Annotated in this window: 15 protein-coding genes; 10 read left to right on the forward strand and 5 right to left on the reverse strand. The window is 65.6% G+C overall.

Annotation, left to right across the window (positions count from 1 at the left end; translation table 11 throughout):
* Nucleotides 1–2: 2 nt before the first annotated feature.
* From ACFRAH_RS09135 to map, 6 genes are read left to right on the forward strand one after another with little or no spacing between them, the layout of a single operon-like run.
* The gene (locus ACFRAH_RS09135; RefSeq protein WP_377990578.1) at nt 3–1,808 is read left to right on the forward strand and encodes a protein phosphatase 2C domain-containing protein; all 1,806 of its coding nucleotides are present in this window, start codon (nt 3–5) and stop codon (nt 1,806–1,808) included.
* A complete protein-coding gene (locus ACFRAH_RS09140; protein WP_377990579.1) occupies nt 1,805–3,259 on the forward strand; it encodes an FtsW/RodA/SpoVE family cell cycle protein in 1,455 nt (484 codons plus the stop codon). Before ACFRAH_RS09135 ends, ACFRAH_RS09140 begins: the two co-directional genes overlap by 4 nt.
* Nucleotides 3,256–4,710: a peptidoglycan D,D-transpeptidase FtsI family protein gene (locus ACFRAH_RS09145; protein ID WP_377990580.1), complete on the forward strand. Its 1,455-nt coding sequence runs from the start codon at nt 3,256–3,258 to the stop codon at nt 4,708–4,710. The genes ACFRAH_RS09140 and ACFRAH_RS09145 overlap by 4 nt, the downstream gene beginning before the upstream one ends.
* Nucleotides 4,707–6,548: a protein kinase gene (locus ACFRAH_RS09150; protein WP_377990581.1), complete on the forward strand. Its 1,842-nt coding sequence runs from the start codon at nt 4,707–4,709 to the stop codon at nt 6,546–6,548. The genes ACFRAH_RS09145 and ACFRAH_RS09150 overlap by 4 nt, the downstream gene beginning before the upstream one ends.
* 3 nt (nt 6,549–6,551) lie before the next feature.
* Nucleotides 6,552–8,489 (forward strand): Stk1 family PASTA domain-containing Ser/Thr kinase, encoded by a 1,938-nt coding sequence (gene pknB, locus ACFRAH_RS09155; protein ID WP_377990582.1) that lies wholly within the window; start codon nt 6,552–6,554, stop codon nt 8,487–8,489.
* A 31-nt stretch (nt 8,490–8,520) separates the two neighbouring features.
* Nucleotides 8,521–9,297 (forward strand): type I methionyl aminopeptidase, encoded by a 777-nt coding sequence (gene map, locus ACFRAH_RS09160; protein WP_377990583.1) that lies wholly within the window; start codon nt 8,521–8,523, stop codon nt 9,295–9,297.
* On the opposite strand, the gene ACFRAH_RS09165 is transcribed toward map, so the two are convergent.
* Nucleotides 9,294–9,935, reverse strand: coding sequence for an aminodeoxychorismate/anthranilate synthase component II (locus ACFRAH_RS09165; protein WP_377990584.1), 642 nt, complete (start codon nt 9,933–9,935; stop codon nt 9,294–9,296). The genes map and ACFRAH_RS09165 overlap by 4 nt on opposite strands.
* Nucleotides 9,936–10,104: 169 nt before the next feature.
* A complete protein-coding gene (locus ACFRAH_RS09170) occupies nt 10,105–10,905 on the reverse strand; it encodes a class E sortase (protein ID WP_377990585.1) in 801 nt (266 codons plus the stop codon).
* A 172-nt stretch (nt 10,906–11,077) separates the two neighbouring features.
* On the opposite strand from ACFRAH_RS09170, the gene ACFRAH_RS09175 reads away from it, so the two are divergent.
* Together ACFRAH_RS09175 and ACFRAH_RS09180 are read left to right on the forward strand one after the other, a co-directional pair.
* The gene (locus ACFRAH_RS09175) at nt 11,078–11,329 is read left to right on the forward strand and encodes a cell division protein CrgA (protein ID WP_377990586.1); all 252 of its coding nucleotides are present in this window, start codon (nt 11,078–11,080) and stop codon (nt 11,327–11,329) included.
* Between the two features lie 10 nt (nt 11,330–11,339).
* On the forward strand, nt 11,340–11,936 hold the full coding sequence (locus tag ACFRAH_RS09180; protein ID WP_377990587.1) for a DNA-3-methyladenine glycosylase I: 597 nt from the start codon (nt 11,340–11,342) through the stop codon (nt 11,934–11,936).
* A gap of 196 nt (nt 11,937–12,132) precedes the next feature.
* Here ACFRAH_RS09180 and ACFRAH_RS09185 read toward each other — a convergent pair whose 3' ends face one another.
* The 3 genes from ACFRAH_RS09185 to ACFRAH_RS09195 form a co-directional block, all read right to left on the reverse strand.
* Nucleotides 12,133–12,600 (reverse strand): carboxymuconolactone decarboxylase family protein, encoded by a 468-nt coding sequence (locus ACFRAH_RS09185; protein ID WP_377990588.1) that lies wholly within the window; start codon nt 12,598–12,600, stop codon nt 12,133–12,135.
* 577 nt (nt 12,601–13,177) lie between these two features.
* Nucleotides 13,178–14,059 (reverse strand): rhomboid family intramembrane serine protease, encoded by an 882-nt coding sequence (locus ACFRAH_RS09190; protein WP_377990589.1) that lies wholly within the window; start codon nt 14,057–14,059, stop codon nt 13,178–13,180.
* A 4-nt stretch (nt 14,060–14,063) separates the two neighbouring features.
* Nucleotides 14,064–14,609 (reverse strand): peptidylprolyl isomerase, encoded by a 546-nt coding sequence (locus ACFRAH_RS09195; RefSeq protein WP_377990590.1) that lies wholly within the window; start codon nt 14,607–14,609, stop codon nt 14,064–14,066.
* A 156-nt stretch (nt 14,610–14,765) separates the two neighbouring features.
* Here ACFRAH_RS09195 and ACFRAH_RS09200 point away from each other — a divergent pair, with 156 nt between their 5' ends.
* The gene (locus ACFRAH_RS09200) at nt 14,766–15,740 is read left to right on the forward strand and encodes a hypothetical protein (RefSeq protein ID WP_377990591.1); all 975 of its coding nucleotides are present in this window, start codon (nt 14,766–14,768) and stop codon (nt 15,738–15,740) included.
* A gap of 142 nt (nt 15,741–15,882) precedes the next feature.
* The gene (locus ACFRAH_RS09205) at nt 15,883–16,752 is read left to right on the forward strand and encodes a glycosyltransferase (protein WP_377990592.1); all 870 of its coding nucleotides are present in this window, start codon (nt 15,883–15,885) and stop codon (nt 16,750–16,752) included.
* The last annotated feature ends 10 nt before the right edge of the window (nt 16,753–16,762 follow it).

The raw sequence follows: 16,762 nt of genomic DNA on the forward strand, positions 1-16,762 counted from the left end.
CCATGGCCGCTCCGGACATGCCCGCGGGCGAGGTTCCAGCCTCGCCCCGGCCCCTCATCCTGCGCTATGCGGCGCGCTCCGACGTCGGCCGCATCCGCGCGAAGAACGACGACTCCGCCTATGTGGGCCGGCACCTGGCCGTCGTCGCCGACGGCATGGGCGGCCACGCCGGCGGCGATGTTGCCTCCGCCGCCACTGTCCTGGACATGATCCACCTGGACACCGACGACTACGACGACGACGCCGGAACAGTGCTGGCCGACGAGATCCAGACCGCCAACTCGCTGCTCTCGGAACTCGTCCACATCAATCCCAAGCTGGCCGGCATGGGCACCACTGTCACTGCCCTGCTGCTGGCCGACGGCAAGCTGCATTTCGCCCACATCGGCGACTCCCGCGCCTACCGCCTCCGCGACGGCGAGTTCGAACAGATCAGCATCGACCACACGTTCGTCCAGCGCCTCATTGACGAGGGCCGGCTGCGCCCCGAAGAAGCCGAAACCCACCCGCACAAGAATGTCCTGATGCGCGTCCTGGGTGACGTCGATGCCAGCCCTGAGCTGGACCTCGCGACCATCGAGGTTAAGCCCGGGGAGCGCTGGCTGCTTTGCTCCGACGGGTTGAACTACGTCGCCGGCCACGTCGTGGAGCGCACCGTGCGGGAGACCCCGGATCTTAGCGAGTGCGTCGAGACGCTCGTCGACCTCACCCTCGAGGCAGGCGCGCCGGACAACGTCACCGTTGTCATGGTGGAAATCGTGGAGGAAACGCCCGACGACGTCAGCACAGCCGCCGTCGACATCGTGCCTGACGCCGGACACCCGGAGGCGATTACGGGGACGAGGGCTGCAGCCTCCGGTGAGGGTCCGGCTGCCCCCGCTTCCGGGCCCGGTGCTGTGCCGCCGGCTTCCGTACCCGCCGATTCCGCGCCCGGCTCCGGTCTTCCTCCCGCCCCGCCGGCGGCGGCGCCCGCGTCCGCGGGCTCCGCCGTGCCGGAGGGGACAGCAGACGATGCCGGCAAACCGTCGGGCGAACCGGCTACCAGCACCGATCCGCATCTGGGCGAGCACCTGTCCGCCGAGGTGCTGCGCGAGGAACTTTCCTCCCGCCCCCACATCCTCGTCGGCGCTGCCGTCGCTGCCGCGGAAACCGGTTCAATCCCCAGCATTGCAGGCCGAACCGTTGCGCGCCGCGCCGCTACGGTCCTGACGCACAAGTCAGACCAGGCCCGCGAAGAGGCAGAGGAATTCACATCGGCCAGGCGTCCGCGGCGCTGGCTCACCCTGGGAATCGCCGGAGCCGCACTCCTGGTCCTCGCCGTCGGCCTCTGGCTGGGCTACGCCTGGACCCAGACGCGCTACTACATCGGTGAATTCGACCAGCGGGTGGCCATCTTCAACGGAGTCTCCCAGCGCCTCGGACCCATTCAGCTCTCCACGCTTGAAGCGGTCACGGACATCCGGATGGATTCACTGCCCCAGTTCTCGCAGCAGCGGGTCCGGCAGACTGTCCCGGCCCGTGATCTCTACGATGCGCAGCGGATCGTTAAGAATCTCGAGCGCACGGGAAGCACGGCGCCCTCGGACGAGTGCCTGACGCCCTCTCCGACCGCAACAGCTTCCGCCTCGCCGAAGGCCACGTCCACCGCCAAGGGGACCGCGACGGCCAAAGCCACCGCCACCCCGAAGCCGACAGCCTCAGCGTCGTCCAAGGCTACCTCGACCGCCAAACCCACGGCATCGCCCACCGCTACGGCGGGAGCCTCGGCCGTACCCACCCCAACCGCAACCTGTGAGGGGGGCCAATGAGCCACGCCGACACCATGCCCAAACCCCGGCGCAACGTGGAACTGCTGTTGCTCGTGCTCGCCCTGTCGGTCAGCATCGGCGCCAACGCGCTGATCAGCATCGACGAACAGACCTCGCTGGACACGGACTTCTGGTTCCAGTCCAGCCTGCTGGCTGTCGCCTCCCTGGTGTTCCATGTGGTCCTCCGGCTGCGGGCCAAATATGCGGATCCGGTGATACTTCCGCTGGTGATCGCCCTCAACGGCCTCGGACTGGCGATGATCCACCGCCTCGATGCCCCGGGCGAGGACACCGGCAACAACCAGCTGCGCTGGACCGTCATTGCCATGGCCGTCGCCATCGCCGTGATCTGGTTCCTCAAGGACCACCGCGTTCTGCGCCGTTTCACCTACATTTCCCTGGCCGTCAGCGCCCTGCTCCTGATCCTCCCGCTGGTTCCCGGCATCTCCGCGGGCGAAATCCTCGGTGCCCGGGTCTGGATCCGGCTCGGCCCGATGACGTTCCAGCCGGGTGAGGTCGCCAAGATCACCCTCGCCATATTCTTTGCCGGGTATCTTTCCTCGAACCGCGACCTCATCATGCTTGCCGGACGCAAGATCGGCCCCATGCAGTTCCCGCGCTTCAAGGACATGGGACCCATGATCACCGCCTGGCTCGTGAGCATCGGCGTGCTCATCTTCCAGCGTGACCTCGGGTCGTCGGTGCTTTTCTTCGGCCTGTTCATCGTGATGATTTACGTGGCCACCAGCCGCATCAGCTGGGTGGTGATCGGCGTCACCCTGATCCTCGGCGGCGGCTTCGTGGCGTCGAAGGTGTTCTCGCACGTTGCCCTGCGCATCGACAGCTGGCTCAACGCCTTCACCGAGGAAGTCTTTGGGCGCTCCCCCGGCGGCAGCGGCCAGATCGTGGAAGGCCTGTTCGGCATGGCCAGCGGCGGGCTCGTCGGCACCGGCCTCGGACAGGGGCGGCCCAACCTGGTGCCGTTTGCCAACAGCGACATGATCATCGCCTCCTTCGGCGAGGAACTGGGCCTCATCGGGCTCTTCGCCATTGTGATGATCTACCTGCTGCTCTTCACCCGCGGTTTCCGCGCGGCCCTCGGCACCCGCGACGCCTTCGGAAAACTCCTGGCCTGCGGCCTGTCCTTCGCGGTAGCGCTGCAGTGCTTCGTGGTGATCGGCGGCGTCACGCGGCTGATTCCGCTGACCGGCCTCACCACGCCGTTTCTGGCTGCGGGTGGCTCGTCGCTGCTGGCCAACTGGATCATCGTGGGCCTGCTGCTGATGATCTCGCACACGGCGCGAGGCCCGGTGGACACCACACCGATGCAGCCGGGCCGGACACCTGAGGCGCAGAAACCGGCGCCGCTGTCCGCCGCCGGAAACCGGCAGGACCGGAACGCCACCCAGACCCTCCCAGACGCTCCCACCGAGGCGGTGAAACACCTGTGAACCAGGCCATTCGACATTCATGGATCGCTGCAATCGCGATGTTCGCCCTGATTTTCGGTGCGATCAGCTATGTCCAGGTGGTGGGCGCGGATGAGCTCAAAGCCAACCCGTGGAACCGGCGCGCCATCCTGCAGAACTACTGCAATGACCGCGGCGCGATCCTCGTGGGCGGCTCAGCCATCGCCGAATCCGTGCCGGGCAACGAATCCTGCAAGTTCCAGCGCCGGTACAACCAGCCCGAACTCTATGCCGGACTGACCGGATACTTCTCCCGCAGCTACGGGGTCACCGGCCTCGAACAGTCCATGGACGGACAACTGGCCGGCAGCTCGGACCAACTGTTCCTCGACCGGATCGGACAGCTTTTCCTGGGCAACCAGCCCAAGGGGGCGTCAGTGGAGCTGACCATCGATCCTAAGATCCAGAAGCTGGCGTACGACCTCATTCCGGACGGCCAGCGGGGCTCGATCGTGGTGACGGATCCCAAGACCGGCAACATCCTGGCCATGGTCAGCAAGCCGTCCTACGATCCCAACCTCATCGCCACGCAGGACGTGGCCAAGGAACAGGCGGCCTACAACGACGCCATCAAGGTCCCGGGCGTCAACCTGAACCCCTCGGTCAGCGGACCCACAGGCGCCCTGCTGGCGCCGGGCTCGGTCTTCAAGCTGGTGGACACGGCCGCTGCCTTGAATTCAGGCAAGTACAACGCCGACAGCGTGCTGCCCAACCCGGCCCAGATGAGCTTCCCGGGCATCCAGTACCAGCTGCCCAACTACGCCGGAGGCAACTGCTACACCCGGAACACGGCCAGCTTCGCGTTCGCGCTGCAGCAGTCCTGCAACACGCCCTTCGCCAGCATTGCCCGCGATCTCGGGGAGAAGGCGATCGCCGAGCAGGCCAGCAAGTTCGGCTTCGGCCAGGAGCTGGGCGACCAGCTCAAGCTCGACTATCAGAAGAGCGTTTTCCCGTCGGACCTCGACGCGGCCGGACTGGCGCAGTCGGCCATCGGCCAGCGCGACGTCCGCGCCACGCCGCTGCAGATCGCGCTGATGACCTCGGCGATTGCCAACGGCGGCGTGCAGATGGCCCCCAACCTGATCAAGGCCGTCCGTTCCCCGGACCTCAGGGTGATTGACGAACCGAAGCCTGTTGCCCTGCGGACCTCAACGACACCTGAGATTGCCCGGCAGATCTCTGACTGGATGACCAGCGTGGTCACCGAAGGCATAGCCTCGGGGGCCGGCGTCCCAGGCGTCCAGGTGGCCGGCAAGACCGGCACCGCCGAGCTGGGGAACGGCCTGAACAACTCGTGGTTTACGGGGTTCGCTCCGGCTAACGATCCGCAGGTGTCCGTCACCGTCGTGATGCAGGGTGTGGACATCACCACCGGAGCACAGCTAACCAGTCCGAACGCAAAGAAGATTTTTGAGGCGGTGTTGAATAAGTGAGGCCTACATCGGGAATCACCCTCGGCGGCAGATTCCAGTTGACCACGCGTATTGCGATCGGCGGCATGGGTGAAGTCTGGAAGGCCAAGGACCTTATCCTCGGCCGGATCGTGGCCATCAAGGTACTCAAAGAGGAGTACACGGGTGACCCCGGATTCCTCCAGCGGTTCCGCGCCGAAGCCCGCCACACCGCCCTGCTCAACCACGTGGGCATCGCCAACGTCTTCGACTACGGCGAGGAGGAAGGCTCTGCCTACCTGGTGATGGAACTGGTTCCCGGCCAGCCGCTGAGCAGCATCATCGAGCACGAGCAGGTCCTCTCACCGGACCGCACGCTGTCCATCATGGCGCAGACGGCACGGGCACTGTCCGTGGCACACGCCCAGGGCCTGGTGCACCGTGACATCAAGCCGGGAAACCTTCTGATCACCCCGGACGGGCGGGTCAAGGTCACCGACTTCGGCATCGCGCGCCTGGCGGACCAGGTGCCGCTGACCCAGACCGGCCAGGTCATGGGCACCGCCCAGTACCTTGCCCCCGAACAGGCCACCGGCCAGACCGCCACCGGCGCCTCGGACATCTACTCGCTGGGCGTGATCGGCTACGAGTGCCTCACCGGACACCGGCCGTTCTCCGGCGAATCCCAGATTGCCATTGCCCTGGCGCAGGTCAACGACGCGCCGCCGCCCCTGCCCGAGTCACTGCCCAAGCCGGTCCGGGCCCTCCTGATGTCCATGCTGGCCAAGGATCCGAAGAACCGTCCGGCCAACGCCATCAAGCTGGCGGAAGCGGCAGAAGCCATCCGCAACGGTGACATCTCCGCAGCCCACGCCGCGGTCCCCGGGATGCTCCTGTACGAAGGCGGCACCGGAGCCATGACGGCCCCGGTGAATATCGCCACGGCACCCACCGGCGTGATCGGCTCGGAGAAGAACCCGACGGCGGCTACCTCCGCGCTGCCCGTACTGGGTGCCGCGGCCGCCGGTGCTGCCGCCGGCGGGGCAGCGGCTGCGGCCGCAGGAGACCCGGATGGTGCCCCGACGCGGGCGGGGAGCACGCTGTCCCGTGCCGATGCCCTGGCCGCGGAGCGCACCTGGGACCAGGAACCGGACCACTACGACGACGAACCTGCGGACGAGCCCGAGCGGCGCAAACGCAGCCCCTGGACCTGGCCACTGATCGCCCTGATCCTGCTGGTGCTGTTCGCCATTGCGGGTGTCCTGCTGAGCCAGGCAGGTTTGCTGTTCCCGGGCCAGAAGCCCGCTGCCACGACGTCGGGCACACCCAGCCGCAGCGTGAGCACGAGTGCCACCCCCACGCCGACGGAGACGTCTGCGACGCCGACCCCCACTCCGACGCCTACGCAGACCACGCCCGAGGCCATCAACCTGATTCCCGACGCATACCTCGGCAAGCAGTACAGTGAAGTCCGTGCCGAGCTGATCGCGCTCGGCCTGCAGGTGGACGGCAAGGAAGTGTTCGACCCCGCCACCCCCGGCACGGTCACGGACCTCAACCCGACGGGGCCGGTGCAGCCGGGCCGGACCATCACAGTCACCTATTCCAAGGGTCCGAAACAGATCAGCGTCCCGGACATCAGCACGGGCAGCAGTGAATCCGAGGTGCAGGCAGCCATCGAGAAGGCCGGGCTGCGCTGGCAAAAAGGCGCCGACGAGGCCGGCGAACCCGGCCAGGACGCCGGAACTTTTGTCCGGTCGGAGCCCGAAAGCGGCCGGGAGGTCGACGCCGGATCGGTCGTAACCTACCACCTGTCCCAGGCGCTGATCCCCACACCAGCGCCCACGCCAACTCCAAGCGGCTCGCCGACCGGAAGGTAAGCCGTGACCACGCCACGAACTCCGTCACACCGGGAAGACAACATCCCGGTGACCAGTCAGCGCGTCCTTAACGGACGCTATGAATTAGGGGACCTCATCGGCCGTGGGGGCATGGCCGATGTGCACCGTGGCGTGGACACCCGGCTGGGGCGGACGGTCGCCATCAAGCTGCTCCGCCCCGACCTGGCCCGGGACCCCCAGTTCCAGGCCAGGTTCAAGCGCGAGGCCCAGGCCGTCGCAGCCCTGAACCACCCCTCGATCGTCGCCATCTACGACACCGGCGAACACACCGTGCCGGGTGACGCCCATGACCAGGTCCGTGTTCCCTACATCGTCATGGAGTTTGTGGCGGGCAAGACCCTCCGCGACCTGATCAGGGCCAGGGACATCACCATTGAGCAGGCTGTGGAATACACGCTCGGTGTCCTGTCGGCACTGGAATACAGCCACAGGGCGGGAATCGTGCACCGGGACATCAAACCGGCGAACGTGATGTACTGCGAGAACTCGAACATGGTCAAGGTCATGGACTTCGGGATTGCCCGCGCGGTTGCCGATTCCGCCGCGACCATGACCCAGACACAGGCGGTCGTCGGCACCGCCCAGTACCTGTCGCCGGAGCAGGCGCGCGGCGAAGCGGTGGACGCCCGCAGCGACCTCTACTCGGCGGGCTGCCTGCTGTACGAAACGCTGACCGGCCGACCGCCCTTCGTGGGGGAAAGCCCCGTATCCGTGGCGTACCAGCACGTCCGTGAGAAGCCAGAGCCGCCCAGCAATTTCAATCCGGATATCTCCGAGGCGCTGGACAGCGTGCTGGAAAAGGCGCTGCAGAAGAACCGTGCTGACCGTTTCCAGGACGCCGCGGCCTTCCGCCGCGCACTGCGTGCCGCGAAGAACGGGATTGCCGTTCCGGCGTTGGAGCCCAGCGAGGCGCCGACCGATCCCAATGACATTCCCGAGCCGCACCGCACGCCGCCCACGGAAGCGTTTTCGATGACCGGGGCGAGCTTCCTCGACGACGCGCCCGCTGGCCGCCTGCGCCGCACCCGGGACACCGACGATGATGATTCCGTACTGCCGGCCGAAGCAGCGGCCGTATACGAGACAGCCGAGCACGATGAACTTCCGCTGGGGCTGCCCCGTGAACGGGAGCGGTCAGGGCTACAGAAGTCCCGCCGTCGGGCCTGGATCACCACATTCGTGATCTTTACGCTCCTGGTGCTGGCCGGCGGCGGCCTGTGGTTCTACAACTTCCTCAACCAGCCGCCTGCCGAACCGGCGCGCGTCGCCATTCCCTCCGTGGAGAAGCTCTCCGAATCGGAGGCGCTGCAGACGCTGTACGACGCCAAGCTGCGGCCCCACATCAAGCGCGTGCAGCACGACTCCATCGCCAAGGGCACCGCCATTGGCACGGCGCCCCCGGCAGGGTCGTCGCTGGAACCGAATTCGGAAGTGGTCCTGAACATCTCGGCAGGCCCGAGTGCCGTCAAGATCCCGGAGACGCTGCCGGGACGGACGGAGGCGGCCGCCCGTGACATCCTGCGGCAGGCGGGACTGGTGGGCGCGCCGTCCACCACCATGGCCAACAGCGCCACGGTTCCTGCCGGCCTGGTGATCACCACGAAACCGGCGCCGGGCCAGCAGGTGGCGGTGGGGAGCACGGTGGAGATCCTGGTTTCCACGGGCAAGGTGGCCATGCCGGAGCTGCGCGGCATGACCCGCGCCGAGGCAGAGGCGGCACTCAAGGAACTCGGCCTGGTTGCCGTGATCAATGAGGTGGAGAACTCCCAGGTCCAGCCCGGCAAGGTGACCGGCCAGAGCGACCCGCTCAATTCACTGGTCGAACAGGGCAAGGCGATTACGGTCACGGTGTCCAAGGCCCCGGCTCCGGAGCCCACACCCACTCCGACGCCGACGCCGAGCCCCACCAAGGGCAAGTGATACGCGGCAGGATGCGGAAGAAAGGCGCCACATGATCGAGATCCTGAGCCCCGCAGAACTGGCACGGGCCAGAGAGACAGGCGCCCTGGTCGCTGACATCCTGCAGACGCTGAAGCGCCGCACCACGGTGGGCACGAACCTCCTGGAGATCGACCGGTGGGCCGCGGCCATGATCCTCGAGGCCGGAGCGGAGTCCTGCTATGTCGACTACGAGCCATCCTTCGGGCGCGGGCCGTTCGGACACTACATCTGCACGGCCGTCAACGACGCAGTGCTCCACGGACTGCCGCACGATTACCCGCTTGCCGACGGCGACCTGCTGACACTCGACCTCGCAGTCTCCAAACGGGGAATCGCCGCAGACTCCGCCATCACCTTCATCGTGGGCGACTCAGCGCCTCCGGAGAGCGTCGCGATGATCAGTGCGACCGAGCACGCTTTGAGCGCAGGGATAGCAGCCGCCGGCCCTGGGGCCCGCATCGGGGACATTTCCCATGCCATCGGCTCGGTCCTCAGTGACGCGGGATATTCGATCAACACGCACTTCGGAGGTCATGGCATCGGATCGACCATGCACCAGGACCCGCACGTGCCCAACACGGGACGGCCCGGCCGCGGGTACACGCTGCGTCCCGGGCTGCTGCTCGCGCTGGAGCCATGGGTCATGGCCGACACCGCCGAACTCGTCACTGATGCGGACGGGTGGACGCTCCGAAGCGCCACAGGCTGCCGGACGGCGCACAGTGAGCACACGATCGCCATCACCGGCGACGGAGCCGAAATCCTCACCCTGCCAACGCAGGCCTAGTGCTGGATGAGCGGGCTAAGCTTGGCTGCCCGCTCGGCCGCGCCCTTCATGCCCAGTGACTCGAGCCAGTTGCCCAGCATCTGGTAGCCGCCCTCGGTGAGCACTGATTCGGGGTGGAACTGGACGCCGCACAGCGGCGCGGTGCGGTGCTGCAGCCCCATGACGACGCCGCTGGCGGTTTCCGCTGTCACCTCGAGGATCTCCGGAATCGTCTCACGGACGGCGGCCAGGGAATGGTAGCGCGTGGCCGTCACGGGGGAGGGCAGGCCGGCAAAAACGCTGGTCCCGCCGTGCTGGACCAGGGAGGTCTTGCCGTGCATGAGCTCCGGGGCGTGGGTCACCGTTCCGCCGTACGCCTCGGCCAGGGCCTGGTGCCCAAGGCAGACGCCGAACATGGGCTTCGTCTGCTCTCCGCACCAACGGATCAGCTCGATGCAGACTCCCGCTTCGGACGGCGAGCCCGGGCCGGGCGAGATGAGCACGCCGTCGCGCGCTTCCGCCATTTCGATCGCTTCGGCGAGGGTCACATCGTCGTTGCGGACCACTGTTGTCTCGGCGCCCAGTTCCTGGAGGTAGCCCACCAGGGTGTAGACGAAGCTGTCGTAGTTGTCCACGACGAGAATCTTTGCTGTGCTCATGGGTTTCTTGGCGCACCAATCGTTGAGTCGGTGAATTGGGTGAACTGGGACATCCAGGGGAACAGGAACTGAACCATCAGGAAGAGGGCGCCGGCAACCAGGACCAGCGACGTGAGGACGCGCAGCCAGAGGGGGCCGGGAAGATGACGGAATATCCAGCCGTACATGCCTAGCCTTCCCCTCGGGCGTGTGCCACCTGGGCTGCAATCTCGGCGGGCGGGCCTGCCGAGGCCGGCTGCCAGTGGTCCAGCACCGAATAGGCGATGATCCGTTCCTCGGAGCCGAAGCGGGGGTTGCAGCTGGTCATGGTGAGAAGTCTTTCGGTGGGACGCACCCCGGGCCGGTCGGGCACAGGAAGGAGGACATCGGCTTCGGTCGGCAGCACGATCCGGTTGTTGCGGAAGACGTAGACGTAGTAGCCGTCCCGGGTCTGGACGTAGATCTTGTCCCCGGGCACCAGCGTGTGGATGTTGTCCAGCACGGCGCCGTGCGTCTGCCGGTGGCCGGCCACTGCGAAGTTACCCACCGCGCCGGGCATGGCGGTGTTGCCGTAGTGGCCAAGGCCCAGCGTGTCCAGGACGTCGGCACTGGTGCCTTCAACGATGGGCCGGGTGTAGTTCTCACCGAAGCGGGGGATGTACATAATGCCGATGGTGCCGCCGTGCCCGGGAGCCTCTCCCACAACGGGCGCCCCGTAGCCCTTCGGGCCGGCTGCCCCGGTGCCGCCCGTCGCGGCCGGCGTGGGCGCAGGGCTCACCGGTCCGCCCAAGTCACGGGCGAAGTCCTTGACCGCAGCGCTCTGCTTGGCATCGGACTCCACATTGGTCCACCAGAGCTGCCACGCGACAAACAAAAGCAGTACTATTCCGGCTGTGATGAGGAGCTCGCCGAAGATCTGGACAGCTTTCCGCAGGATTACGACGCCGGCCGGCGGCTTGGCGGTTGCCGTCACCTTCTCCTGCACTACCACGCGATCTCCTTCAAGGCGGTTGCGGGGCACCGGCGCGGACTGAAGTACAGCTAGAATTGGCTGCTAGTAAGACTTCAGACCTGACCAAGAGTGTGCAGACCGCCGGCAATCCCCTTCCAGCAGGATATCAAGCCCCGGTCCATCCTCTTGATTCAGCCGCCAAGGAGGACATGTGCCCGAGTCAAAGCCACGCAAGAAGACTGCCCGTCCGGCCGAGCCCGTTTCCACCCAGGCCTACAAGCCGAACCCCGTCTGGTTCAAGCCCGTCATGTTTGGCCTGATGATCATCGGCCTGCTCTGGATCATCACCTTCTACATCAGCGAGGGCAAGCTGCCCGTGCAGGCATGGGAGTCCTGGAACATCCTCGCCGGCTTCGGCATTGCGATTGTCGGATTCCTGATGACCACGCGCTGGCGTTCCTGAGCATACGCCCATGACCGCAGAAGGCATCATCATCGGCGAGGATGGCCTGGCCCGTCCGCTGTGGGCATCCACGGATCCCCTTCTGCGCGAGTATTACGACACTGAGTGGGGCCTGCCCGTCCGCGACGAGCAGGGCCTTTACGAGCGCATCAGCCTCGAAGCTTTCCAGGCTGGCCTGTCGTGGGCCACGATCCTGCGCAAACGCCCGGCCTTCCGTGCGGCCTTCGACAACTTCCACCCCGAAACCGTGGCCGCCTTTACCGAGGCCGACGTCGAATGCCTCCTGCAGGATCCGGGCATCGTGCGCAACCGCCTCAAGATCCGTGCCGCGATCACCAATGCCCGGGCCACCATCGCGCTGCGGGAGGAGGGCGGACTCGTTGACTTTGTTTGGGACTTCCAGCCGACGTCCACCCCCGCCCCCGCCACCTACGCCGACGTTCCCACCACGTCCCCGGAGTCCATCGCCCTCTCCAAGGCGCTGCGCAAAAAGGGTTTCGCCTTCGTGGGGCCCACCACCATGTTCGCCCTGATGGAAGCCATCGGCATGGTGGACACCCACCTTGTGGACAGCCACCGCCGGGGAACATCCGGCGTCTGGGCCTGACCGCCGCCGGGCTGCGAACGGCCGCCCCCCAGCTGCCGGTCCACAGATGTTGGTAAAGATATCCACAGTGTTGATAACTTCGCCGGCTGCGTCCCGGGGAAAGGCACGGCGGGCCCGGCTGGCGCCGCCGGAAGGCCGAAACTTGCATTTTCCAAGTTATTAACAGTTGTGGAAACGGCTGTGGAAAACCCTGTCTTTAGCCGTTTTCGGGCCGCACCGGATGCTGACTGGTGATGGAAACGCGATTGAAGGCGTTCATCGCGATGGCCAGCCAGCTCACCGCCGAGCACTGCGCATCGCTGAGGTGCTTGCGCGCATAGGCCTCTTCCAGGTCGCGTGTGCGGGCGTCCGGAAGGACCGTGACACTCTCGGCCAAGGCCAGCGCAGCACGCTCGTGGTCCTCAAATACTTCGGTGTCCCGCCAGGCCGGCAGGACAGCCAGGCGCTGGGTGGATTCCCCGCCCTTGACTGCATCCGCAACGTGCATGTCGAGGCAATAGGCGCAGCCGTTGATCTGGGATATGCGGACGTTGAGCAATTCGATGAGCTTCGAGTCCAAGCCGGCCTCAAGCATCGCTTCCTTGGCCTTCAGCCCCAGCCCGTTCAGCGCCCGCCAGGCTGCGGGATGATGCTTGTCCAGGAAGATGTGGCTGTGGGTACTCACTCATTGCTCCTTGCAGATGCCCTCGTGGCTGTCAGTCAGACATTACACGGGGATGGTGTGCACCTCCGGGGGTTTATCCACTTAGCAACAGGCGGCTACCCACAAGTTATCCACAGATGGGGAAAACTTGTGGGCATTGTCGACGGAATCGGCACGATCTAGGCCTTCCGGGACTGCCGGGCATTGGAATCACACGCCTGTCAGTTATTAACAGTGTGAATAACCCTGTTGAAACCACGCCAGCAGGACCACCCGGAAGGCGTTCCCGTCTCTGTTTATCCCCAGAACACCCCGCAACGGTGAATTTTGGGCGAAGTTCTCCACTTAACCACAGCCCTGCGCGCAAAAGTTATCCACAGGTGTGGACTCAAGCGTGCATATCCTGTGAAAGTCGCCGGATGGCCCGGTTTTCCGGGCCCCGGCCCGTGACTTACAACTGTGTAAGTTATTAACAGTGTGGATAACCGCTGTGGAAAACCCGGCACGCTGTCTCCACCAGAACCTCCCTTTGCCCTCAGACAAAAAATGCCCCTGCTTCGAAAAGCAGGGGCATTGCGGGGGAGAGGCTGCAGGTCGGTCAGGACGCCACGAGGACCCGGTACCAGGAAGCCACGAACAGCAGGGCCAGAACCAGCGCAAGGCCGCCGGCCTGGAGGACGTTGCGACGCGGACTGCGGGGGACGTAGGCGATGGCAGCCGCGCACAGGGCTCCGGTGATGAGACCACCCAGGTGGGCCTGCCATGCGATCTGCGGCACCATGAATCCGATGACGCCGTTGATTGCGATGAGTACCCAGAGCTGCCTCGTTTCGCCGCCACGGTGGCGCTGCACCACGAGCATGGCGCCGAACAGCCCGAAGATCGCGCCGGAAGCACCAACCAGGCCCACTGGCCCGCCCTCGGGCAGGATCGGGGTGAGAATCAGGTATCCCACCGACCCGCCGATGGCGGACAGCAGATACACCGCAAGGAAGCGGATCCGCCCCAGCAGCGGTTCGAGCGCCTGCCCGAAAATCCACAGCGTGTACATGTTCAGCACGATGTGGAGCAGGAAGCCCTGGGAGTGGAGAAATGCCGAGGTCAGCATGCGCCACGGCTGGAACACGCCGTACTCAGGCGTGGCGTACACGGATGCGTAGGCCAGGGTCCGGTACACCGCATTTCCCGGGAGTATCCACTGCAAAACAAACAGCAGCGCACACACGGCGATGATGGCGAACGTCACCACCGGCTTGCCGGACGCAACGGCGCCGCCGTATACCGTCCGGGCTGTCGGCGTCGTACGTTTTGATTCGTTGACGCAGTCAACGCATTGGAATCCGACGGCGGCCGCGCGCTGGCACTCGGGGCATGCCGGCCGCCCGCAACGCTGGCAGCTGACATAGGAGGGCCGGTCCGGATGCCGGGGGCACACCGGGGCTTGCGCGGACGGCTCCGCCGCCGGAGTTCCGTAGCTCATGTGGCTAGAGCTGCTCGATGTCGATGCTGTTGATGGTCACATCTTCAACGGGGCGGTCGCCCATGCCGGTGCGGACACCTTCAATGGCGTCCACAACCTTCTTGGATTCGTCATCGGCAACTTCACCGAAGATGCTGTGCTTGCCCTGCAGCCAGTCGGTGGGGATGGTGGTGATGAAGAACTGTGAACCGTTGGTTCCCTTGCCCATCTGGATGCCGGCGTTGGCCATGGCCAGCTTGTAGGGAGCGCCGAAGCTCAGTTCGGGGTGGATCTCGTCGTCAAAGCGGTAGCCCGGTCCGCCGGTGCCGCGGCCCAGCGGGTCGCCGGCCTGGATCATGAAGTCCTTGATGATGCGGTGGAAGATGGTGCCGTTGTAGAGCGGCGTACCGGTCTTGTCCTCACCGGTCTCCGGGTGGGTCCAGGCCTGCTCGCCCGTTGCCAGCCCGATGAAGTTCTTAACAGTCTTGGGCGCGTGGTTGCCGAAGAGGTTCACAACGATGTCGCCGAGGCTGGTGTGGATGGTCGCTTTTGCAGTTGCTGTGGCAGTCATACGGTCATTCTTTCACGGCAGGTCAACGCGGACCGGGGCCGAAAAGACAGTTCCGCGTTCGGTGAAATCCACCGTGAATCCGCCGGAACGATAGCAGCCCGGCTATCCGTGCACGTAGGCTAACAACAGAACCGTCACATTAATCGGGAGGTAGTTGTGAAGAAATCGGATCGTATTGCCCGCGAACTGGAGTTGTCGGTCAGTTCTGCAGTGGAGAACGCAAAAGACCGCGTGGAAGCAGCAGTGGATTGGGCAGTTCCCCGCCTGCAGCATGGCCTCGACACCGCTTCCCCCAAGATCCAGGAGGGGCTCAAGGTAGCGGCCCACAACCTCGCTGACGGCGTCGCCACGGTTACGCCCCGGATCCAGGACGGCCTGGCACAGCTTGCCCCGAAGATCCACGACGTCGTCGAGGTCGCCACCCCGCGCATGCATGATGCACTGGACCGGGCCACCCCTGTTATTGCCCAGGCCCGCGACCGCGTGGTTGTTGAGTACCTTCCCCGGCTGTCCGACCAGATCGGCACCGCCTCCGAGGCTGTCCACCGGACGCTCGAAAGCACTCCGGCCCGCGTTGACGCCGTGGCCCAGAAGCTCGGTGACGTCGGCATCATCCACACCATCCAGGAGCAGGCACATGTTGCCGGCGGGCACCTGAAGTCGGCCGCCAACGAGGCCGGCCGTGCAGTGACGGGCAAGGCGCTGGTGGTGGAGCCCCAGAAGCCGAAGAAGCGCGGACTCCTCATCATCGGTGTGATCACCGCGGCCGTGGCCGCCGGGGTGGCGGCGTGGAAGGCTTCGAAGCCGGTCGAGGACCCCTGGAAGACTCCCGCTCCCGTGACGCCCGCACCGTCGACGCCGGCTGCGGCCACTCCGGCTGCCTCCGCCACTGGTGTGGGCTCGGCCGCTGAGACCCCCTCCCCGGTTCCGGCTGCTTCGGCGCCGGCTGACACGCCGCTGGATGCCGCCTTCGCCCTGGCTGCCGAGGACGAAACCGACACCAGTGCTGACAAGGCAAAGCACGTCGCCGGTGACTCGGACTCCGCCGACGCGGAAGTGGCCACCGATGCCAAGACCGCAGTGAAGAACATCGCGTCCAACATCGGGAACGGCACAGACAAGAAGGACTAGCCAACTGCCCGCAAGGGCCGTAACAGGAGGGGTTCCGCAGCCGCGGGGCCCCTCTTGCTGTCTGTGCAGGACTGCCTGCACGCTCGTTGCCTGCCGGGGAAGTGCCGCCGGGTTTCGGAGCATCGGTGCTAAGTTTGAGGTGATGTCACCCGATAGATCCGCAGAGGATGCCTTGACTGACACTGAGCCGCGCGTATCGATTGTTATCCCGGCATACAACGAGGAAAGTGTTATCCGGCAGTGCCTCATCGCGGCGGTGTACCAGTCGGTCCCTGCACACGAGATCATCGTGGTGGACAACATGTCCAAGGACCGCACGGCGTCGATCGTCACGCAGATGCAGCAGGAGTATCCGGAAAGCCCCATCATCCTGCTTAGCCAGGACAGGGAGCAGGGGCTGATCCCCACCCGCAATTACGGCCTCGACCACGCCACCGGGGACATCCTCGGCCGGATCGACGCCGACTCGGTGGTGGAGCCTGACTGGGTGGAGCAGGTGCAGAAGGCCTTCGAGGACCTGTCCACCTCGGCCGCCACCGGGCCCGTGGTCTACTACGACATGCCCATGCGGCGTTTCGGCCTCAAAGCGGATGACAAGATGCGCCAGCTGATGCTGAAGCTGGCCAAGCACCAGTACCACTTTCTGTTCGGGTCCAACATGGCGCTCCGCCGCTCAGCGTGGGAGACCATCCGCAGCGAAACCTGCCGGGACGAAAAGGACGAGATGCACGAGGACATCGACCTCTCCCTCCATCTCGCCGAGCACGACCTCAAAGTCCAGTACTGGCCGCAGATGGTCTCCGGAATGTCGGCGCGGCGGCTCGAGGACTCACCCCGCGACTACCGGTATTACGTGACTCGCTTTGACCGCACCTACAAGGCCCACAACGTCAAGAAGATGGCCCTCAAGGCGCCCATGGTGGTGTTCTTCTCCGTCTACTTCCCGGCGAAGCTCCTGCGCGCGATCCACACCGTCAACACCAGCCAGCCTGTCCGCCGCGGCGGACAGTAAGCCAGCCGTG

The sequence above is a fragment of the Arthrobacter sp. NPDC056727 genome (assembly GCF_042790555.1).
Classification (GTDB): domain Bacteria; phylum Actinomycetota; class Actinomycetes; order Actinomycetales; family Micrococcaceae; genus Arthrobacter.